13 protein-coding genes and 1 pseudogene are annotated in these 21,823 nt (G+C 67.6%); 9 read left to right on the plus strand and 5 right to left on the minus strand.

The window, feature by feature from the left end:
- The first annotated feature begins 16 nt into the window (after positions 1–16).
- From AC07NN_RS11455 to AC07NN_RS11470, 4 genes and pseudogenes are all read left to right on the plus strand, one after another.
- Positions 17–1,699 carry a copper resistance system multicopper oxidase gene (locus AC07NN_RS11455; protein WP_494640768.1) on the plus strand — a complete coding sequence of 561 codons (1,683 nt, stop codon included), beginning with the start codon at positions 17–19 and terminating at the stop codon, positions 1,697–1,699.
- Positions 1,696–2,481 (plus strand): copper resistance protein B, encoded by a 786-nt coding sequence (locus tag AC07NN_RS11460; RefSeq protein ID WP_494640770.1) that lies wholly within the window; start codon positions 1,696–1,698, stop codon positions 2,479–2,481. The genes AC07NN_RS11455 and AC07NN_RS11460 overlap by 4 nt, the downstream gene beginning before the upstream one ends.
- Positions 2,482–2,579: 98 nt before the next feature.
- Positions 2,580–4,172, plus strand: a complete 1,593-nt coding sequence (locus tag AC07NN_RS11465; RefSeq protein ID WP_494640772.1) for a fatty acid--CoA ligase — start codon at positions 2,580–2,582, stop codon at positions 4,170–4,172.
- Positions 4,169–4,298: pseudogene (locus AC07NN_RS11470) on the plus strand (hypothetical protein). The gene AC07NN_RS11465 and the pseudogene AC07NN_RS11470 overlap by 4 nt, the downstream one beginning before the upstream one ends.
- Positions 4,299–4,328: 30 nt before the next feature.
- On the opposite strand, the gene AC07NN_RS11475 reads toward AC07NN_RS11470, so the two are convergent.
- From AC07NN_RS11475 to AC07NN_RS11485, 3 genes are all read right to left on the minus strand, one after another.
- A complete protein-coding gene (locus tag AC07NN_RS11475) occupies positions 4,329–5,252 on the minus strand; it encodes a Gfo/Idh/MocA family protein (RefSeq protein ID WP_494640774.1) in 924 nt (307 codons plus the stop codon).
- Positions 5,253–5,505: 253 nt separating this feature from the next.
- Positions 5,506–7,788 carry a beta-glucosidase family protein gene (locus AC07NN_RS11480; RefSeq protein ID WP_494640776.1) on the minus strand — a complete coding sequence of 761 codons (2,283 nt, stop codon included), beginning with the start codon at positions 7,786–7,788 and terminating at the stop codon, positions 5,506–5,508.
- Positions 7,789–7,850: 62 nt separating this feature from the next.
- The gene (locus AC07NN_RS11485; RefSeq protein WP_494640778.1) at positions 7,851–8,894 is read right to left on the minus strand and encodes a LacI family DNA-binding transcriptional regulator; all 1,044 of its coding nucleotides are present in this window, start codon (positions 8,892–8,894) and stop codon (positions 7,851–7,853) included.
- A gap of 652 nt (positions 8,895–9,546) precedes the next feature.
- Here AC07NN_RS11485 and AC07NN_RS11490 point away from each other — a divergent pair.
- The 4 genes from AC07NN_RS11490 to AC07NN_RS11505 all read left to right on the plus strand — a co-directional run bounded on the left by AC07NN_RS11490 (position 9,547) and on the right by AC07NN_RS11505 (position 16,487).
- Positions 9,547–12,633: a TonB-dependent receptor gene (locus tag AC07NN_RS11490; protein WP_494640780.1), complete on the plus strand. Its 3,087-nt coding sequence runs from the start codon at positions 9,547–9,549 to the stop codon at positions 12,631–12,633.
- A 140-nt stretch (positions 12,634–12,773) separates the two neighbouring features.
- Positions 12,774–14,294, plus strand: a complete 1,521-nt coding sequence (locus tag AC07NN_RS11495; protein WP_494640782.1) for a tryptophan halogenase family protein — start codon at positions 12,774–12,776, stop codon at positions 14,292–14,294.
- Between the two features lie 10 nt (positions 14,295–14,304).
- A complete protein-coding gene (locus AC07NN_RS11500) occupies positions 14,305–15,855 on the plus strand; it encodes a tryptophan halogenase family protein (RefSeq protein ID WP_494640784.1) in 1,551 nt (516 codons plus the stop codon).
- Between the two features lie 221 nt (positions 15,856–16,076).
- Positions 16,077–16,487 (plus strand): hypothetical protein, encoded by a 411-nt coding sequence (locus AC07NN_RS11505; protein WP_494640786.1) that lies wholly within the window; start codon positions 16,077–16,079, stop codon positions 16,485–16,487.
- Between the two features lie 35 nt (positions 16,488–16,522).
- On the opposite strand, the gene AC07NN_RS11510 is transcribed toward AC07NN_RS11505, so the two are convergent.
- Both AC07NN_RS11510 and AC07NN_RS11515 read right to left on the minus strand, forming a co-directional pair.
- Entirely contained in the window at positions 16,523–17,125 is a 603-nt protein-coding gene (locus AC07NN_RS11510) for a peptidylprolyl isomerase (protein WP_494640788.1), read from the minus strand.
- 49 nt (positions 17,126–17,174) lie between these two features.
- Positions 17,175–19,925, minus strand: a complete 2,751-nt coding sequence (locus tag AC07NN_RS11515; protein ID WP_494640790.1) for an AMP-binding protein — start codon at positions 19,923–19,925, stop codon at positions 17,175–17,177.
- A gap of 221 nt (positions 19,926–20,146) precedes the next feature.
- Here AC07NN_RS11515 and AC07NN_RS11520 point away from each other — a divergent pair, with 221 nt between their 5' ends.
- Positions 20,147–21,799 (plus strand): MFS transporter, encoded by a 1,653-nt coding sequence (locus tag AC07NN_RS11520; RefSeq protein ID WP_494640792.1) that lies wholly within the window; start codon positions 20,147–20,149, stop codon positions 21,797–21,799.
- Positions 21,800–21,823 lie beyond the last annotated feature (24 nt).

Here is a 21,823-nt window from a genome sequence, read left to right on the forward strand (position 1 = left end):
GGAATACGGATCGGCGATGACGGCTTTCGATCGACGGACCCTGCTGCGCGGCGCCCTGGGCTTAAGCGCCGCGGGCCTGCTGCCCGCCTGGGCACGGGCCAGCGAAGGGACGCGGTCGCCGGCCGCGCTGTCGGGCGACGAGATCAAGCTCACCGTCGGCCACACCATGGCGAAGATTGACGGCAAGAGCGGCCACGCCGTCACCGTCAACGGCACGATCCCCGGTCCGCTGATCCGCCTGAAGGAAGGCCAGCGCGTCCGTCTCTCGGTGACCAACACGTTGGACGAGGAGACCTCGATCCACTGGCACGGCCTGCTGGTGCCGTTCCAGATGGACGGCGTGCCGGGCGTCAGCTTCCCGGGCATCAAGCCGGGCGAGACCTTCACCTACGAGTTCCCGGTGCGGCAGGCCGGCACCTACTGGTGGCACAGCCATTCGGGCCTGCAGGAGCAGGTCGGCCACTACGGTCCGATGATCATCGACCCGGCGGGCGAGGACCCGATCGCCTATGATCGCGAGCACGTCGTGGTGCTGTCGGACTGGAGCTTCGAGCATCCGCACGCGCTGTTCCGCAAGCTCAAGGTCAATGCCGGCCACTTCAACATGGGCAAGCAGACCGTCGGTGGCCTGCTGAAGGGCCAGGACCAGTCGCTGAAGGACCGTGTCGCCTGGGGCAAGATGCGGATGGATCCCACCGACATCGCCGACGTCACGGGCTCGACCTACACCTACCTGATCAACGGCCACGGGCCGGGCGACAACTGGACGGGCTTGTTCGCGCCCGGCGAGCGGGTGCGGCTGCGGTTCGTCAACGCCGCGGCGATGACCATCTTCAACGTGCGGATTCCGGGCCTTGGCCTGGAGGTGGTGGCGACCGACGGCCAGCCGGTCTCGCCGGTGGCGGTCGACGAGTTCCAGATTGCGCCGGCCGAGACCTATGACGTCATCGTGCGGCCGACGACGGATCAGGCCTTCACCCTGGTGGCCGAGGCCTCGGACCGCTCGGGCCTGGCGCGCGGGACCCTGGCGCCGCGCCTGGGCATGTCCGCCGTTGTTCCGCCCGTTCGCAAGCGTCCCCTGGCGACCATGAAGGACATGGGCATGGGGAACATGCATCACGGCATGGAGATGCCCGGCATGGACATGTCGATGCGCGCCCAGGCCAACGCCCCGAACGTGCCGCTGACGCCGGGCGTCCAGACGATCTCGCCGATGCCGATGGACCGGATGGGCGAGCCGCCGCAAGGGCTGGAGGATGTCGGCCACAAGGTGCTGCGCTACGCCGACCTCGCCAACCTGGTTCCGGCCAAGGACACGCGCCCGCCCGGCCGGACGATGGAGATCCACCTGACCGGCAACATGGAGCGCTTCATGTGGGCGTTCGACGGCGAGGCGTTCGGGCCGATCAAGAAACCCATCGCCTTCCAGCGCGACGAGCGGGTGCGGGTAGTGCTGATCAACGACACCATGATGGCCCACCCGATCCATCTGCACGGCCACTTCTTCGAGCTGGTCAACGGCCAGGAACAGCAGCCGCTGAAGCACACGGTCAATGTCGCGCCAGGCGGCAAGGTCGCCTTCGACCTGACGGCCGACGAGCCCGGCGACTGGGCCTTCCACTGCCACCTGCTGCTGCACATGCATGCGGGGATGTTCAACGTCGTCACCGTGCGGCCGCTCGACGGAGCCGCAGCGTGATCGTCCAGCACGAGCATCACCAGCCGCCGCCGGCGCCCGTCCAGGCCGCCGACCCGCACGCCGGCCACGACATGGGCGCGATGAAGCCCGCCTCCGAGACCAGGCCGCCGCCGATCCCGACCGACCACGCCGCCGAGCGCTTCCACAGCCGCGAGGCCATGGCCGCCGCCCGCGCCCAGCTGATGAAGGAGCACGGCGGCGGAACCGCCTGGACCGTCCGCGCCGACGTCCTGGAATACCGCTCGCGCAAAGGCGACGACGCCCAGGCCTTCGAGGGCGAGGCCTGGTGGGGCGGCGACGCCTCCAAGTGGGTCGTGAAGGCGCGGGGCGAGCATGCCGACCGCTGGGAGAAAGCCGAGGCCGAGGTCCTGAAGGCCTGGCCGGTCGGGCCGTATTTCGATCTCCAGGCCGGGGTCCGCTACGACCTCGCGCCGAAAGGTCGGAGCTATGCGGCCGTCGGCTTCGAAGGCCTCGCGCCGTACTGGTTCGAGCTCCAGGGCGCGGCCTATCTCTCGGACAAGGGCGAGGTTTCGGCGCGGGCCGAGGCGTCCTACGACCTGCGCCTGACCCAGAAGCTGATCCTGCAGCCGCGCCTCGAAGGCGACCTCGCCGAGGCGGGCGCGCGCAAGCTCGAGGGGGGCTTGCGGCTGCGCTACGAGATCACCCGTGAGTTCGCGCCCTATGTCGGGATCGTCCGCGAGCGGGCCTTCGGGCCGGCGGTGGTCGCGGGCGAGCGGGCGGGGAGCACGGCGGTGGTCGTGGGCGTTCGCGCTTGGCGATGAGCCCCTATCGATATGTATAGCTTGCCGCCGACGTAAGGCTGTCCCAACATCCGTTTGACCGGCCATCAGAGCTGGACAAACCGAGGGAGCCAGGCCGGATGTCGGACGCGATCGATTTCGACCGCATGCATACGCTGGGCGATGTCGCCCGCTATCATGCGCAGGTGCGGCCGGACGATACGGCCCTCAGTTTCGAAGGGCGCGAGACCAGCTTCGCCCAGTTCGACCGCAAGGCGAACAAGGTGGCCAACGCCCTGATCGCGGCGGGCCTGGGGACCGGCGACCGCGTCGCCTATGTCGGCAAGAACAGCGACCACTATTTCGAGCTCTTGCTGGGCGCCGCCAAGGCCGGGGTCGTCACCACGCCGATCGGCTGGCGACTGGCTCCGCCCGAGATCGCCTATATCGTCGCCGACAGCGAGGCCAAGATCGTCTTCGTCGGTCCCGAGCAGATCGCCCATGTCGAGTCCGTGGCCGCCGAACTGACCCACCGTCCGGTCGTCGTCGCGATGGAGCCCGACGGCGCGGGCGAGCATCCGACCTTCGAGGAATGGCGCGGCGGCCAGAGCGACGCCGACCCGCACAAGCCGATCGAGACCTCGGACATCGCCATCCAGCTCTACACCTCGGGCACCACGGGCCGGCCCAAGGGCGCGATGCTGACCCACGACAACCTGCTGGGCATGCGCCGCGAGGCCTCCAAGAACCCGATGGCCTGGAACCAGTGGGGCCCGGACGACGTCAGCCTGGTGGCCATGCCGGTGGCCCATATCGGCGGCACGGGCTGGGGTCTGGTGGGCCTGATGAACGGCGCCAAGGGCGTGGTGGCCCGCGAGTTCGACCCCTTCAAGGTGCTGGACTACATCGAGAAGGACCGCATCTCGAAGATGTTCATGGTGCCGGCCGCGCTGCAGATCGTGGTGCGCCAGCCCCGGGCGCGCGAGATCGACTATTCGCGGCTGAGCCACATCCTCTATGGCGCAGCGCCGATCCCGCTGGATCTGCTGCGCGAGTGCATGGAGGTGTTCGGCTGCGGCTTCGTCCAGCAGTACGGCATGACCGAGACGACCGGCACGGTGGTCTATCTGCCGCCCGAGGATCACGACCCGGCCGGCAACAAGCGCATGCGCGCGGCGGGCCTGCCGATGCCGGGCGTCGAGATCAAGGTCATCGACGAGGCGGGCAATTCGCTGCCTGCGGATACCGTGGGTGAGATCGCCATCCGCTCGGGCTCGAACATGGCCGGCTACTGGAAGCTGGACGAGGCCACCCGCAAGACCGTCGACGCCGACGGCTGGCTGCGCACCGGCGACGCCGGCTATCTGGACGAGGACGGCTATCTCTTCATCCACGACCGGGTGAAGGACATGATCATCTCGGGCGGCGAGAACATCTACCCGGCCGAGGTCGAGAGCGCCGTCTACGGCCATCCGCACGTGGCCGAGGTGGCGGTGATCGGCGTCCCCGACGAGAAGTGGGGCGAGGCCGTCAAGGCGGTGGTCGCGGCCAAGCCGGGGGTGACGCCGGACCCCGAGGACATCATCGCCTTCGCCCGGACCCGGATCGCGCACTTCAAGGCGCCCAAGAGCGTGGACTTCGTGGCGGCGCTGCCGAGAAACGCGTCGGGGAAGATCCTGCGGCGGGAGCTGCGGGCGCCGTACTGGGAGGGGCGTGAGCGGCAGGTGAACTGAGGGCTCGACAGAGTCCCCTCCGGCGCGATGCGTATCCGCATCGCGCCTCCTCCCCCGTTTCACGAGGGAGGAGGAAGCTGCTCATCTCCTGCCCCGCTTGCGGGGGAGGTGGCGCGGCGCCGATAGGCGACGTGACGGAGGGGGCGCTTTGCAGCCCTACTCGACAAACGCCTCCACCACCTCCCGCGTCCCCACCAGAAACGCATCCGCCACCAGCGTCAGCGGCCGCACGTCCACCTCCGACACGCCACGCTCCACCAACCCCGCGAACCGGTCATAGAGCCCCGGATACTCCCGGTTCTCGCCGTCCATCACGACCGCGCCGTCGATCTCCAGCTTGGCCCCGCCCAGCGACAGTTTCAGCACGCCGTCGTCGGTCCAGGCGGTGATGTCCCAGGTCTGCGGACCGGTCTGCAGGAAGTCGAGATCGGCCGTGATCGCCGCCCCGCACAGGGTGGTCATATCGACATGCCCCGCGATCGGCGACTGGACGTTTTCCGGCACCTGCAACCGCGCGTCCGTGACGAACACCTCGGCCGGCATGATCTCGGTCAGGATCGACAGGGCGTTGATGGCTGGATCGAAGACGCCCATGCCGCCGGCCTGCCAGATCCAGGTCTGGCCGGGATGCCAGCGGCGGACGTCCTCGCGCCATTCGATGGCCAGCTTGCGGACGGGACGCGAGGCCAGCCAGGCCTTGGCCAGCGGCACGCCGGCGGCGAAGCGCGAATGCCAGCTGGTGAACAGCACCACGTCGTGCTCGCGGGCGACGGCGGCCAGTTCAGCCACCTCGCTGACCGTGGCGCCCGGCGGCTTCTCCAGAAAGACGTGCTTGCCGGCGCGCAGGGCCGCCAGGGCCGTCTCGCGACGCGCCTGGGGCGGGGTGCAGAGCGCGACGGCATCCAGGTCCGGTCCCTCGGCCAGCAGGGTCTCGATGTCGTGGAAGACCGGCAGCCCGCCCAGGTCCGGCCGGCTGCGGCTGGCGGCGGCGACCAGCTGGAAGCGCGGGTCCTGCGCGATGGCGGGGAAGTGCTGGTCATGGGCGATCTTGCCCACGCCGACGAGGCCGATCCGGATCACGCTAGCTTCCTCCCGCCGGCGTTCAGCGCCGTGTCGGCTTAATTATAGTATAAATGATGTCGCGCAACTGAGCAGGCAGAAAAAAGGAGCGCCGCTTGAGGGCGGCGCTCCTGAAAGGGAAGAGACGTATCGGACGACGGGACAGGGGTAGGCTAGACCCCGTCGCCCTTGGCCTGCGTGAGCAGGCCCTTGCTAGAGAGGAGGGTGCGGAACCCCGAGGCCGGAACCGGCCTCGGTTGTCATGTCCGAACCCTCACTTGCTCGCCGGCGAGACCGGCAGGCTTCGGGCCGCCAGGGTGACCTGGGCGGTGGAGGAGAGGGCCCGGGACGAAGCGCCCAGGGCGATGTCGTATTGACCGGCCGCGATCTGCCAGCCGTGGGCCTTGCCGTCCCAGGTGGCCAACAGGCGCGGATCGACGCTCAGGGTCACGCGCTGGGTCGCGCCCGGGGCGAGGGAGACCTTCTTGAACCCGGCCAGACGCTTGGGGGCTTCCCAGCCGCCGGCCTTCGGGCCGACATAGACCTGCGGCACGTCCTTGCCGGCGCGGGCGCCGACGTTCTTGACGTCGAAGCTGACCGTGACCTTGTCGCCGGCGGCGCTGGCCGTGAGGTTCGAATAGGCGAACTTGCTGTACGAGAGGCCATGGCCGAAGGCGAACAGCGGCTCGACCTTCTTCAGGTCGTACCACTTGTAGCCGACCGCGGCGCCTTCGACATTGTAGTCGACGTCGAACATCTCGCCTTCGGGCTTGCCGAGGCCATCCAGCTTCTGGCGCGGCAGGTCGGCCACGCTCTTGGGGAAGCTGACGGGCAGGCGGCCCGAGGCGTCGACCTCGCCGGTCAGGACGCGGGCGATGGCCTCGCCGCCGGAGGTGCCGGGGTACCAGGCCTCGACCACGGCGCCGACCTTGTCGAGCCAGGGCATCAGCACCGGACCGCCTGTCAGCAGCACCACGACGGTCTTCTTGTTGGCCGAGGCCACCGCGTCGATGGTGGCGTCCTGGGCCTTGGGCAGGTTCAGGGTCTCGACGTCCCACGACTCGGTGGTCCACTGGTCGGCGAAGACCAAAGCCAGATCGCTGGAAGCCGCCAGCTTGGCGGCGCGGGCCGGATCCGTGCCGTCGTCATAGACGACCTTGGCGCCCGGATAGCGCTTGGCCAGCGCCTTCAGCGGCGAGGACGGATAGTAGATCACCGGACCCGGCCAGGTGGCGGGCTCCAGGCCCTTCACCGCGCGGCCGCCGGCCGGATAGACCTGCGAGGAGCCGCCGCCCGAGATCACGCCGACATCCGCATGGCCGCCGATCACGGCGATGGTCTTGGCGGTCTTGGCCAGCGGCAGCAGGTCGCCGTCGTTCTTCAGCAGGACGATGCCTTCCTCGGCGTCGGCCTGGGTGATCTTGGCGTGGGCGGCCAGGGTGGCGGCCGGCAGGTTCACCGGGGCCGGATTGACCACCGGGTGATCGACCAGACCGCTGGCGAACATGGCGCGCAGCACGCGGCGGGCCATGTCGTCGATGCGGGCCTGGCTGACGCGGCCAGCGGCCAGATCGGCCTTCAGCGGCGCGCCGAAGAAGGGCTCCTTGTCGAAGGCTTCGCCGGCCGATTCCTGGTCGAGGCCGGCATTGGCGGCCTTGGCGGCGGAGTGGTCCGCGCCCCAGTCCGACATCACGTAGCCCTTGTAGCCCCAGTCCTTCTTCAGGACGGTGTTCAGCAGCCAGTCGCTCTCGCACGCATAGACGCTGTTGACGCGGTTATAGGCGCACATCACCGAGTGCGGGTCCGACTGCTCGATGGCGAACTGGAACGCCAGCAGGTCCGAGGTGCGGGCCGCGGCGTCGTCGATGTTGCTGCTGACCACGAAGCGGCCGGTTTCCTGGCCGTTCAGGGCGTAGTGCTTGATCGTCGAGATGATGTTGTTGGACTGGATGCCCTTGATCTGCGCGGCGACCATGGCGCCGGCCAGCCAGGGGTCTTCACCGCCGTATTCGAAGTTCCGGCCGTTGCGCGGCTCGCGCATCAGGTTCACGCCGCCGGCCAGCTGGACGTTGAAGCCCGAGTCGCGGGCCTCCTTGCCGATCATGGCGCCGCCCTTGAAGGCCAGCTCAGGGTTCCAGGTCGCGGTGGTCGCCATGCCCGAGGGCAGGGCAGTGCGTTCGCGCAGGCCCTGGTGGCTGCCCTGGGTGGCGACGCCGACGCCGGCGTCGGTCTGCCACTGGCCCGGAATGCCCAGGCGCGGCACGCCCACGACATAGCCGGCCGAGGCCTCGTGCGAGTCCTTGTGGCGCGTGTACTTCGGCTTCATGTCCGAGCCGAAGTAGCCAAAGATGACGGTGAACTTCTCGTCGTTGGTCATCGCCTTCAGCACCAGATCGGTGCGCTGGTCGGCGGAGAGCTTGGCGTTCAGCCACGGATGAGCCGGAGCGGCGGCGGGCTTCTTGGCCGCCTGGGCCAGAGCGGGGGCGACGGTCAGCGCCGAGGCGGATGCGCCGATCAGCAGGGCGAGCGAGAGGCCCCGCCAGGTCGTCCGAGTCATGTTTCCTCCGTGGTCTTGTTCTTGAGCCCCGCGAGGCTCTCGGGCCACGTCGGGGGAGGGGTTTAAGTCTTTCGGCGAGGCGGGGGACCGCTCCGCGCCGGACCGGTGGATTCGCGCACCATCAGGCTGTGCTGCGCGAGGAAGGGGGCGTTGGTCTTGCCGGCGCCTTCGGCGGCGCTCCAGCTGGCGAAGGTCTGCATCGCGCGCAGGGCCATCTGGTCGAAGGGCTGGCGGATGGTGGTCAGGGTCGGCCAGATCACGCCGGCGATCGGCGCGTCGTCGAAGCCGACCACCGACAGGTCGTCGGGGATCCGCAGGCCGCGACGCTGGGCTTCCATGCAGGTGGCGGCGGCCATGTCGTCATTGGCGGCGAAGATCGCGGTCGGCGGCTCGTCGATGTCCAGCAGGGCCTGGGCGGCCTCGATGCCGGTCTTGAAGGTGAACTCGCCCTGCACGATCAGCTCGGGCGCGGGGCGGGGCAGGCCGCGCGCGGCATAGGCCTCGAAGAAGCCGTTGCGGCGGTGGGTGCTGGCGGCGTGGTCCGGGTGGCCGGCGATGTGGCCGATGCGGGTGTGGCCCAGCGAGAACAGGTGCTCGACCACCTCGCGCGCGGCGGCGCGGTCGTCCATGCCGATGGCCGGGAACTGCGGGTCGGGCGTGGTGGGCGTGATCAGCACGCAGCGCACGTCCAGCTCGCGCATCAGGTCCTTCATCGGACCGAAGTCGCACTCGGGCGGCAGCAGAATCATCTCGCGGATGCCGCTGTCGCGGACAAAGGCGCGGACGCGGTCGGCCCAGCCAGGGACAGGGCCTTCGCTGAGGTCGACCGACAGGTGGCGGCCGGTCTCGACGCAGGCCAGCAGCAGGGCATGGTGGACGCGGGTGTGATAGCCGCCCGACGGGTCGCCCATCAGCACGCCGACCGAGCCGGACCCTTGCGAGCGCAGGCTGCGCGCCACCGCGCTGGGCTGGTAGCCCAGGTCGGTCATGGCCGCACGGACGCGATCGCGCGTCTTGGCGCTGACGCTGTCGTGATCGTTGAGAACGCGGGAGACGGTCTTGGGCGAAACGCCCGCCCGCTCGGCCACGTCGTTGATCGTCGTCATTGGTCCCCGTACCCGCTCTACCGCCAAGCTTGTCGGGCCACCCCATCAGTGAAAGGCGGCCCCCGCAAGGCGGCGAACAACCAAAGGCATAGTCCATGCTGTCCCATCTGTCATGTCATCGGGACAGGAATGGGTCAAAAAAAGTCGCCTAACGGGACATTTTCAGGACAAATGGAGTCCCTGGAATGGTTCTTTTCGATGTTTTTGGGGTGTCCGGGCATCCTGGCCGAGACATTATGACGGCCTTGCAAAGCGTCGAAAACCTTCAGACCCCTTTGTTCAAAAACTCCAGATAAAACAACGAATCCTCGATATCTCGCCTGGCGCGTCGCGGGGGAGTTGGCGCCGGAGATCGTGCTCATGGTTGTATTCAAAGCCGCCAAAAACCCTTGTCCTGCTGGAATGACAACGTTGACATTCTTGTTGACTTGCTCGGGACATTTGGAGAATGTGACATCGTTCGATGAAGGCGCGGGGCCGGAATCGGATGTCCGGGCGCCGGGGCCGCCGAGTGAATTGGACAGTCGCGAGACAAGCGATTGTCCGAGCCAGCTCAGCCTCAAACGTTTCTCGAGAGCCGCCACCAAAGAGCGGCGGCGCGAGGAGCGGGCGGGCGGCCAACAAAGAACGAATTATTTTGGGGAGCGAGGAATTGTCACAGGAAGCAAGGAAAGCCGTGTTCAAGCACGGCCTGACGCTGGCGCTGGTCGCTGGCGCGTCTCAGCTGGCGCTAGCCACTGGGGCTTTCGCCCAGCAAGCGGGCGGTAGCGACACCCAAGTCGAAGAGATCGTCGTCACCGGCGTTCGCGGTTCGCAGATGAAGTCGGTCGACGTGAAGCGTCGTGAGACCGCGATCGTTGACGCCATCTCGTCGGAAGACATCGGCAAGCTGCCGGACGTCACCATCGCCGACTCGCTGCAACGCATCTCGGGCATCCAGATCCAGCGCGACGCCGGTGAAGGCAAGACCGTCAACATCCGCGGCCTGAAGCAGGTCATCACCCTGCTGAACGGCGAACAGTATCTGAGCGCCGGCAACATGGGCGCCGCCCAGCCGGACCTGCTCGACGTCCCGTCGCAGCTGATGAACCAGGTGCTGATCTACAAGTCGACCGACGCCAAGAACGCCCTGTCGGGCATTTCGGGCACCATCGACCTGCGCACCCGCCGTCCGTTCCAGTTCAGCGAAGGCCTGACGCTCACCGGCGCGGCCGAAGCCCAGCGCGGCGAGCGCACCAAGAAGGACGACTACCTGCTGAACGGCGTCGCCAACTGGCGCAACGACCGGGTCGGCCTGATGATCGGCGCGGCCGCCAGCAAGTCCAACCTGGGCAACAACTATTCGGGCACCGTCGGCCTGTCGGGCAACAACGACTGGGGTGGCGGCTTCGCCACCAGCTACATCTCGCCCCACGGCTACGAGAGCTTCAACCGCGTCGTCGAGCGCAAGCGTCTGGGCATCAACGCCGCGTTCGAGGCTGACCTCGGCGAAGGCTTCACCCTGATCGCGGAAGGCTTCTACGCCAAGCTCGACGAGTACAACCGCGCCGTCGGCATCAACATCTCCAACCGCTGGGACGGCGGCGCCTTCGGCACCTGGAACAAGCCGACCGTGTCCACGCCCGTGGGCGTCGGCAACTGGCTGGCCGTCGACGAGTACGACATCAACGCGTGGTGGGTGAACTCCTTCACCGTCAACCGCACGACCAAGTCCAAGACCAAGAACTACAACCTCGAACTGAACTACGACAACGGTGGTCCGTTCACCTTCGAGGCCCGCGCGGTCCGCGCCGACGGCGACCGTCTGAGCATGAACGGCCAGGCCCAGGGCGACCTCTCCAACTGGCGCTATGCCGACGGCCGCTTCAACCTGTTCCGCGACGCCGCCGACCGTACGCGCGGCACGTTCTATCCGAAGGCGATCTGCGACAAGTTCGCGGCCTCGCGTCGGACGAACGCCGTCACCGGCAGCGCCGGCGGTTGCTATCTGGATCCGAACCCGCTGGGCTACGGCGCCAATCCGCAACTGCACTACAACATCGGCGGCGACCACCCGGTGTGGTCGGGCTTCGACCGTCCGCTGGTGGGCGGCCTGGGCGCCGGCAAGTCCCTCAAGGACTACATGGCGAACAAGGACAGCTACGCCATCGGCGCCTTCTCGTCGGAAGGCAACAACGAAGTCGAGTCGGACATGAACGTGTTCCGCGCCGACGGTCACTACAAGTTCGACGACAAGCTGTTGGGCTTCATCACCAAGATCGACGCGGGCGTTCGCCAGAGCAAGCGCACCGTCGAGGTCGAGCAATTCCACCTGTTCTCGGGCTTCTACGGCGGCTCGCCGGGCGCGGTGCAGGCCAACGGCCTGCCGGTTCCGGCCGGCGGTTGCGAGGCCCAGTGGAAGGCCATCGACGTCGTCATGAACCAGAACCAGTGCCAGGCGGGCGAGTTCGTGCCCGATCCGGTCACCGGCAAGCCGGTGTTCCAAGGCTACACGGTCAACGCCCCGACGCGTCTGGATACCTACAACAACGTGGTCTGGGTCGATGACCTGGGCGGCGTGACCAGCGGCATCCCGGGCTTCTGGGCCATCGACCCGCGCGACTTCGACGATGCGGAAGCCTTCCACAAGAAGGTCTTCGGCGGCGCCATCCGCGTGCAGGTGCCGGGCCAGACCTATGACGTCCGCCTGAACGAGCAGAGCGCCTTCGGCAACGCCAACTTCGAAGTCGGCGGCCTGTCGGGCAACTTCGGCCTGCGCGTCATCGAGACCGAACTGACGGTGAAGCAGAACCTCACCGGCGACACCCGCAACTACGGCGACACCAACGCCGACGCGGGCGACAACGTCACCCGTCGCAAGTACACCGACTGGCTGCCGTCGCTGAACGTCACCTATGATCTGGCCGATCAGTGGAAGTTCCGCTTCGCCTACAGCAAGACGATGCAGCCGCTCGACCTGGGCAGCTACGGCGGCGGTCTGAAGATCAACACCGCCGACTGCGGCGCGGCCCTGCCGAACGTCCGTTGCGTCACCAGCGCCAACGCCGACGGCAACCCGAACCTGAACCCGTGGCGCTCGCAGAACTTCGACGGCGCCATCGAGTACTACATCGGTCGCGCCTCGATGCTGAACCTCTCGGCCTTCGTGCTGAAGATCGACAGCTTCGTGACCGGCGGCACCACCACCGGCCGCTTCCCCGACCAGGACGGCGTCATCCGCCGCACGGTCAACGTCACCCAGCCCGTGCAGGGCGACGGCGGCCAGGTGAAGGGCGTCGAAGTGGGCGCCAAGCTGGCGGTCAGCGACTTCATGCCCGACGCCGGCCTGCTCTCGAACTTCGGTGTGGACACTAACTACACCTACTCGCCGAGCAAGGAGTCGCGGCTTGGGTTCGACGGCGAGAAGCTGCCGTTCCAAGACAACTCCAAGCACCAGTTCAACCTGGTCGGCTGGTATCAGGACGCCAAGCTGCAGGCGCGCGTCGCCTACAACTATCGTACGGCGCGCCTGGCCGAGACGATGAGCAGCGCGATCCCGATCTACCAGGACAGCGCGGGCTATGTGGACGTGAACGTCAGCTACAACGTTCGCGACAACGTCACCGTCTACTTCAACGGGTCGAACATCACTGGCGAGATCGAGGATTACTACGCCCGCTTCGCCAAGGGTAAGACCCAGTACATCCGCCAGAACGAGTTCGAGCCCCGCTACACGCTGGGCGTCCGGGCGCGCTGGTAACACCTAATCCCTCTCACCTCCTGCAGCCGCCGTGGACACCCACGGCGGCTACTTTTTTCGAGGTGCAGGACCTGTCCGGCCCGGGCATGAAACGTTAGCCTGGGACCGAACCGGACAGAGAGCCGGAACCGGGAGCCCCCATGCAGGACAATCGAATCCGCAAGCTCGTGATCGTCGGCGGCGGCACCGCCGGCTGGATGGCGGCTGCGGCCCTGCGTCGGCACTTCCACGGCGGTCCGCTCGAGATCACCCTCGTCGAAAGCTCCGAGATCGGCACGATCGGGGTGGGCGAGGCGACCATTCCCACCATTCGCGGCTTCTACAACCAGCTGGGCCTGACCGACATCGAGGTCATGCGCGCCACCCAGGCGACCTGCAAGCTGGGCATCCGCTTCAACGGCTGGACCCGCGAGGGCCATTCCTTCATCCACCCGTTCGGCCTGTTCGGTCAGGACCTGCGGGGCATCCCGTTCCATCACTATTGGCGCAAGCTGGCCCAGGCCGGCGAGCCGACCGACATCCAGGACTATTCGCTGGGCGCCTCGCTGGCCGCCGCCGGCAAGTTCATGGCCCCGTCGCGCAATCCCAATTCCAGCCTGGCGATCTTCGACTGGGCCCTGCATTTCGACGCCACCCTGTTCGCGCAGCTGATGCGCCGGGTGGCCGAGGACAATGGCGTCAAGCGCGTCGACGCCAAGGTCACCAAGGTCAACCTGCACCCCGAGACGGGCTTCGTGACCTCGCTCGACCTGCATACCGGCGAGACGGTCGAGGGCGACCTCTTCATCGACTGCTCCGGCTTCCGGGGCCTGCTGATCGAGGAAGCGCTGCAGACCGGCTACGAGCACTGGAACGACGTGCTGTTCTGCGACCGCGCCTATGCGGTGCAGAGCGAGGGTGTCGGGGATCCGGCGCCGTACACGGATGTCACCGCCCACAGCGCCGGCTGGCGCTGGCGCATCCCGCTGCAGCACCGCTACGGCAACGGCTATGTCTATTCCTCGCGCCACATCAGCGACGAGGACGCCGTGGCCGAGCTGAAGGCGGCGATCCCTGATCCGCTGCTGTTCGAACCGCGCCAGATCCGCTTCAACCCAGGCCGCCGCAAGCAGGTCTGGAACAAGAATGTCATCGCGCTTGGCCTGGCGTCCGGCTTCCTGGAGCCGCTGGAAAGCACCTCGATCGCGCTGATCGAGACGGGCATCGAGAAGATCAAGATGCTGTTCCCGGACAAGGACTTCGCGCCCGAGCTGGTCGACGAGTTCAACGACTGGTCCAAGCGCGAGATGGAGCGCGTGCGAGACTTCATCATCCTGCACTACTGGGCCAACAAGCGGGGCGACACGGCTTTCTGGCGCGACTGCAACGCCGTGGCCCTACCTGAGACCCTGCGGCGCAAGGTCGAGCTCTTCACCCAGCGCGGCCACTTCATCCGCTACCGCTGGGAGATGTTTCAGCCGGCCAGCTGGATGGCGATCTATGCGGGTTTCGAGCTGCTGCCCGACATGGTCGATCCCGCCCTGGACGGCATAGACCCGGCGACCCTGAGCGCGCCCCTGGCCGAAATGCGCAAGGCCGTCCGCGAGGTGGTGGCCTCGGCCCCGCCGCACGGCGACTTCCTCGAACAATACTGCCGTCCTGTACCGATGGCCGCGCAGTAGGAACACGACCATGACGAACACCAATCCCAACGCCATCAAGAAGATCGTCATCGTCGGCGGCGGCTCGGCCGGCTGGATCTCGGCGGCCATGCTCAGCCACTACTTCAAGGACGGGGGCTGCGAGGTCGAGCTGATCGAATCCGAGGAGATCGGCACCATCGGCGTGGGCGAGTCGACCATCCCGCCGTTCCTGCAACTGATCGCCAGCCTGGGCATCGACGAGCGCGAGTTCATCCAGGCCACCCAGGCCAGCTTCAAGCTGGGCATCCGGTTCGAGGACTGGAAGCAGAAGAACGAGACTTACTACCACCCGTTCGGCGCGATCGGCGGCCCGATCGGCCCGCACGAGTTCTATCAGTGCTGGCTGCGGGCCAAGGCCAACGGCCATCCGTCGGAACTGCAGGACTTCGCGCCCGGCACGGTGATGGCCGACCAGTGGAAGTTCATGCTGCCGTTCAAGGCCCAGCGCACCCTGATCGCCGGGGCCAGCTACGCCCTGCACATCGACGCGCGCCTGATCGCCAAGTACCTGCGCGACTACGCCGAGGCTCGAGGCGTCAAGCGCACCGAGGGCATCGTCACCGACGTGGTCACCCGCCCGGACGGCGGCGTCGCCAAGGTGATCATGAAGAACGGCCAGGAGGTCGCCGGCGACCTCTTCATCGACTGCTCGGGCTTCCGCGCTCTGCTGATCGGCAAGACCTTGGACGTGCCGTTCAACGACTGGTCGGACATGCTGCTGTGCGACCGCGCCGTGGTGGTGCAGACCCAGAATGTCGGCCCGCCGCACCCCTTCACCCTGTCCAAGGCCGAGGACGCCGGCTGGCGCTGGCGCATCCCGCTGCAGCACCGGGCCGGCAACGGCTACGTGTTCAGCTCCAAGCACCTCAGCGACGACGAGGCCCGCGCCACCCTGGTCAAGAACCTGGAAGGCGAGATGCTGATGAACCCCATGTTCATCCCCTTCAAGACCGGCATGCGCCAGCGTCTGTGGGAGAAGAACGTGATCGCCACGGGCCTGGCCGGCGGTTTCATCGAGCCGCTGGAATCCACGGCCCTGCACCTGATCTATCGCGGCATCGACTTCCTGCTGCGGTTCTTCCCGGACCGCGACTGCGACCCGGCCCTGGCGGCCGAGTACAATCGCCGCATGACCGCCGACTACGAGGAGATCCGCGACTTCGTCGTGCTGCACTACTGCACGACCCAGCGCGACGACACGCCGTTCTGGCGGGCGGTCCGCGAGGCCCCGATCTCCGACGCCCTCAAGGCCCGCATCGAGCTCTTCAAGGCCTCGGGCCTGCTGCGCGAAGGCGTCGACGAGATGTTCCGCAACCCGTCCTGGCAGTCGATCATGGAAGGCATGGGCGTGCGGCCCACGCGCTACCAGCAGCTGGCGGACACGGTGCCGTACGAGGTGATTTCCCAGACCCTGGACCAGTCCAAGCCGATCCTGGCCGCCCAGGTCGCGGGCCTGCCCAGCCACGGCGAATTCCTGGCCCAGAACTGCCCGGCCCCGCCGCCGGAAGCGGTGACCGCGCCGTTCAAGACGGTGGCGTAGGGGCGGATCGACATTCAAAGCAGCCGTCATTCCCGCCCTTGTGGCGGGAACCCCTCTGTCCGCCGCAGGTGGGGTAGGGGCGGGCTGCTCGGCAGCCCGCTTGCATCTCACGTGGCAGCTGAACCAGGGGTTCCCGCCACAAGGGCGGGAATGACGGAGTTATCTGTGCGCCCGCAATGGGGTGGTTATCGGACCTTGGCCATTCGGTCTAAAAGGGGCTCATGAACGATCTCGAAGGCGCATCCTCGGAATTGCTGTCGCTCGAAAACGCGGTGGATGTAGCGACGCGCAACGCTTTGGCGCTCCGTCTCGCAGAGGTGAAGTTCTCCGGGCTTGATGAGGTTCTTGTGCGGTTGATCCAACGACCTGACCTCGCCAACCATCGCGGCACGTTGGTCCATGCGCTTAGGCACTATGACTGCGCACCGCATTTGGCTTTGCTGATCGACTTGGTCGCCACCGGTGGCTTCGAGGTGGCTCACGAGGCGCTCGAAGCTATCGAGACGATCGAGCACGTTGAAGGCAGCGACGTGCGCGCTTGCTTTGAGAAAATCGAGCGCGCTCGAGGCAAGGACGACCTAGACGACTGGCGGCGGCCTCTGCTCGACGACCTATTCGAGAAGTTTGACTAGGTCTGACTAGGGGCGCTCGCGGAGTTTCGCGCCCCTCACACCCGCTTCATCGAGATGATCTTCACCGGCGGGTTCAGGATCTGGCCCTTCATCGAGGGCACGTTGGTCGGGCCGTCGGTGCGGCCGGACAGGATCTTCTTCACGACGTCCATGCCCTGCACGACATAGCCGAACACGGCGTAGCCCTGGGCCGCGTCGGACTTGCCGGGCTTGGCGTCGAGATAGGGCTGGGCGCTGGCGCAGATGAAGAAGTCGGCGGTGGCCGAGCCCGGCGCGTCGCGGCCCATCGAGATGGCGCCGGCCTTGTGCTTCAGGCCGGTCTTCAGCGTGCTCTCGTGGGCGATCGGCGGGGCGCGGCGGGAATAGGGTTTGGGCTGGCCCTGGATCGAGCCGGCGCCCGGCGCGCCCTTGGCCCGGTTGGCGCGGAAGAACTGGCCGTTGTCAAAGCGATGCCGATCGACATAGGCGAGGAAGTTGGCCGCGGTGATCGGGGCCTTCTTGTCCTCCAGTTCGACGACGATCGTGCCCTTGTCGGTCTCGATGGCCACGCGCGGCTTGCCGGCGGCGAGCGCGGGCGAGGCGGCGAACAGGCTGAGGGCGCCCAGCAGGGTGCGGCGGGCCAGCGTCGACTTGATCATCGGAGTCCTTGCCAATGGTTCGGCGCGGACCCTAGCCGATGGCGAAGGGCTACGGAACCGCCGGCGCCGGCTTGGTCGAAGCCTTGAGCGGCAGGACGCGTCGCAGCAGTCCGGGCAGGGCCGGTAGCTGCTTCATCGCGAAGTTCCAGCAGCCCCAGGCGACCACGCCCGCGACGATCGCGCCGAGCCAGGCGAAGACCAGCGAGGCGTCGGTGACGCGCGTCCAGATCCCCAGCACCTTGAAGTGGATCAGGTAGATGAACAGCGACGCGCCGGCGATCAGATAGACCGGCTTGGACAGCAGGCGCGGCCACGGAACCTTCGGAACGAACAGGACCAGCGCCGCGATTGGGGCCAGAACGGCCGCGTCGCCGATGGTGTAGAACGGCGCGCTGGCCAGGGCGTAGAGCGTGGCGGCGATGGTCAGCACGACCCGCCAGCGCCCCTTCAGGAAGCCGGCGAGGGCGGCGAGGGCGAAGGTCGCCATGTGGGTGCTGGGCGCGTGCTTGAACACCGACATCATGTCCAGCGGCGCGCGGCCGAAGTCGGGCACGAAGGCGAAGGGCAGCAGGAAGCGGCCCAGCAGGCCCAGGGTCAGGATGGTCAGGGCCGTGGCCAGGGCCGGCTTGGCCAGCTTGAATACCCGGTCCAGCAGCCAGAACACCGCGCCGTACAGCAGGATGACATGGAAGATGCAGTGCACGTACCACATCACCGGATCGTGCCCGCCATAGGCGTTGGGCCCGTCGGCCGGCAGGCCGCGATAGTCCATGAAGTCGGTGTAGAGCAGCAGGCTCGACAGTCGCACCGGGTCGTGGGTCAGCAGCTTCAGCGCCGTATTGGCCAGTTCATAAGCGAACAACGGCAGCAGCAGGCCCTTCAGCAGCCTGCCCAGGGGCTTCAGCGACTTGCCGTGCTCCATCTCGTTCAGCTGCAGCGAGCCGAAGATGTAGCCGGAGACGAACAGCAGGGCGCTGGTGGCGCTGCCGCCGGTGAAGATCAGCTGGAAGTGGCTGGCGACCACGCCGCAGATGGCCACGGCGCGCAGCAGGATGGCGCTCTCGATCCAGGCAAAGAGGCCCTTCTTCGGGGCCTCGCCGCCGACCGTGGCGGCCAGCTGCGCCAGGCTCATGGTGGTCCAGCCCTCGGGCACCTGCCCCAGGGCCTCTTCCAGCGACAGATAGGCGGTGACGTAGGACAGGCTGTCGCCGCCCAGGCTGGCGAAACTGTCATCGACCCCGACCTCGCGGGCGAAGAGGTCGCTCCAGTCGGCGACCAGGGTCTTCTCCAGGGGCGAGGCGGCGGCGCGGGCGGGCGCGGCGGCGGGACGGGTCTTGGCCCGTTCTCGGGCCTGCTCGATCAGCGCCTGGCGGTCGACCTTGCCATTGGGCAGCAGGGGCAGGGCTGGCAGGACGACGATCGTGTCCGGGACCATGTAGTCGGGCAGGGCTGCGACCAGGCGGCCGCGCAGGGCCTCGGCGTCCAGGGCCAGATCCGGGTTCAGTGGCTGGACGAACAGGGCCAGGCGCGCGGTGTCGCCGGCGCCGATGTTCAGGGTCACGGCTTGCGAGATGTACGGCGCGCGCAGGGCGGCGGCGGTGACCTCGGCCATCTCGACGCGGTAGCCGCGGATCTTGACCTGATCGTCCTGGCGACCGCGCACCGTCACCGCGCCGTCGGCGCCACGCTGGCCGATGTCGCCGGTGGCGTAGCTCTGCGGAGTGGGCGCGGCCGGGGCGGGCAGGACGCCCTCGCGCACCAGGCCCAGGGTCAGGAAGGACGAGCGGATGACGACGCCGCCGTCCGCGACCTCGGCGCCGGCTTCGTCGACCACGGCGACCTCGAAGCCATCGATGCCCTGGCCGATCGGCAAGCGATCCTCGCCGTCGCCCTGGCGCGGCACGCGATGGGAGGCGGCGGCCTGGGGCGTCTCGGTGGCGCCGTAGAAGTTCACGCTCTCGCAGTTCGGGGCGAGAGCGGTGACCGCCTCGACCAGGCTGCGGCGCAGGACGTCGCCGCCCCAGAAGATGTGGCGCAGGTCGGGCAGGGCGGTTTGGCCCTTGCCGGCGGTCAGCAGCTGGCCCAGCGGCGGGGTCATGTGGGCGTTGGTGGGGCGAACGTGCGCGAACCAGCTCGCCAAGCCCCCTGGCGCCGTCAGGGTCGCCTGATCGGGGATGTGCAGGCTGGCGCCCACGCTCAGCGGCGTGAAGACGTCACGCAGCACCGGGTCGTGCGAGAGGCCCGACAGCAGGGTGAACCGATCCTCGGCGCCGAGCGCGAAGGTCCGCTCCTGCCAGCCGACGAAATTGACCAGCGGATGGTGCGAGACGGCGACGCACTTGGGCTCGCCGGTGCTGCCCGAGGTGAACAGCAGATAGGCCGGTGCATGCGGATTAACGGTCGGCAGGGCGACCTCGGCCGTCTCGGCGGCCAGCGGCACGGGCAGGCGCGGCAGGTCCGAGAGGTCGTCCGGCGCGGCTCCCGCTTCCAGCAGCAGGCCCGGGCGGCAGATGTCGAGCATCTTGCGCAGGCGCGGCTGCGGATAGGCCAGGTCCAGCACCACGAACGGCGCGCCGGCGCGGGCGCAGGCCAGCATGGCCACGACCAGGCGCGGGCCGCGCGTGGCCAGGATGCCGGTCAGCACACCCGGCGTCAGCCGCGCGGCGAGGGCGGCCGAGAGGGCGTCGAGCTGGCCGTAGGTGAGGGTTCCGCGCGCGCTGGAAAGGGCCACGGCGCCTGGATTGGCACGCGCCTGGGCTTCGAACCGGGCGTGGATCAGGGGCGCGAGCGGAGCGGACATTCTGGCCTGCCGAAGCGAGACGCCCTCTTCCGGGGCGCTTTGTTGCGAAGCGTTGCAGAATATTGCGGGCTCGACCTTAAGGAGTCGTTCTGCCGCCCGACCGACGGTCTTCAAATCACGGTAGCGCTACCAGAAAACCTTGATCTAAGAATCCCGTTGTCTGAGTTAAGGTCGCGCGACCGCGGGGGACACGCGGCGCATCGAGGGAAGGGACTAAGCGTATGGGGGCTGACAGCCAAGCCGCGCCCACTAAAGGGCGCGACGCGCTGGTGATCGGGGCGTCGTCCCTGGGCACGGTGTTCGAGTGGTACGATTTCTATCTCTACGGATCGCTGGCGGCGATCATCACCAATCACTTCTTCTCGGGCGTCAACGAGACGACCGGCTTCATCCTGGCGCTGCTGGCCTTCGCCGCCGGCTTCGCGATCCGGCCGCTGGGCGCGGTGATCTTCGGACGCCTGGGCGACATCTGGGGCCGCAAGAACACCTTCCTGATCACCATGCTGCTGATGGGCGTCTCGACCTTCGTGGTCGGCCTGTTGCCGTCCTACGCCCAGATCGGCGTCGCGGCCCCGATCGCGCTGGTGCTGATGCGCCTGGTCCAGGGCCTGGCCCTGGGCGGCGAGTACGGCGGCGCGGCCACCTATGTCGCCGAGCACGCGCCGGAGGGTAAGCGCGGCTTCTACACCAGCTGGATCCAGACCACGGCGACGGTGGGCCTGTTCCTGTCGCTGGCCGTTATCCTGGTCACCCGCACCCAGCTGGGCGAGGAGCAGTTCAAGACCTGGGGCTGGCGCATCCCGTTCCTGGTCTCGATGCTGCTGCTGGGCGTGTCCCTCTGGATCCGCCTGAAGCTGCACGAGAGCCCGACCTTCCAGAAGATGATCGCCGAGGGAAAGGGCACCAAGCAGCCGCTGAAGGAGGCCTTCGGCAACTGGAAGAACCTGAAGGTCGTGATCCTGTCGCTGGTCGGGCTGACCATGGGCCAGGCGGTCGTCTGGTACACCGGCCAGTTCTACGCGCTGTTCTTCCTGGAAAAGACGCTGAAGCTGGACGGCGCCCACGCCAACACGCTGGTGGCGATCGCCCTGCTGATTGGCACGCCGTTCTTCGTCATCTTCGGCTGGCTGTCGGACAAGATCGGCCGCAAGCCTATCATCATCGCCGGCTGCCTGCTGGCGGCGGCGACCTATTTCCCGATCTTCAAGGGCATCACGACCTACGCCAACCCGGTCCTGGCCCATGCCGAGGCCTCGGCCCCGGTCGTGGTGTCGGCGGACAAGTCCACCTGCGCCTTCCAGTTCGACCTGATCGGCAAGGCCAAGTTCAACACGCCCTGCGACGTGGCCAAGGCCTATCTGGCCAAGGCCGGCGTCAGCTACAGCGTCCATGAGGCCTCGGCCGGCGCGCCGACCAGCGTGCAGGTCGGCGGCGTCACCCTGCAGGGCTTCGACGCCAAGGGGACCACCGGCAAGGCCTTCGCCGCCGAGCGCAAGGCCTGGGAAGCCGATCTCGGCGACCAGCTGAAGGCCGCCGGCTATCCGGCCAAGGCCGATCCAAAGCTGGTCAACAAGCCGGCCGTCATCGGCCTTCTGGCCCTGCTGGTGATCTATGTGACCATGGTCTACGGCCCGATCGCGGCCATGCTGGTCGAGCTGTTCCCGACCCGCATCCGCTACACGGCCATGTCGCTGCCCTACCACATCGGCAACGGCTGGTTCGGCGGTTTCCTGCCGACCACGGCCTTCGCCATCGTGGCGGCGACGGGCAACATCTACTCCGGTCTCTGGTACCCGGTGATCATCGCCGGCGTCACCGCCGTCATCGGCGGGCTGTTCCTTAAGGACACCCGCAACAACGTGATCGACGACTAGGCAGCGACACGGAACAAACCCGGC

The organism is Caulobacter sp. GW821-FHT09H08 (genome assembly GCF_059415885.1).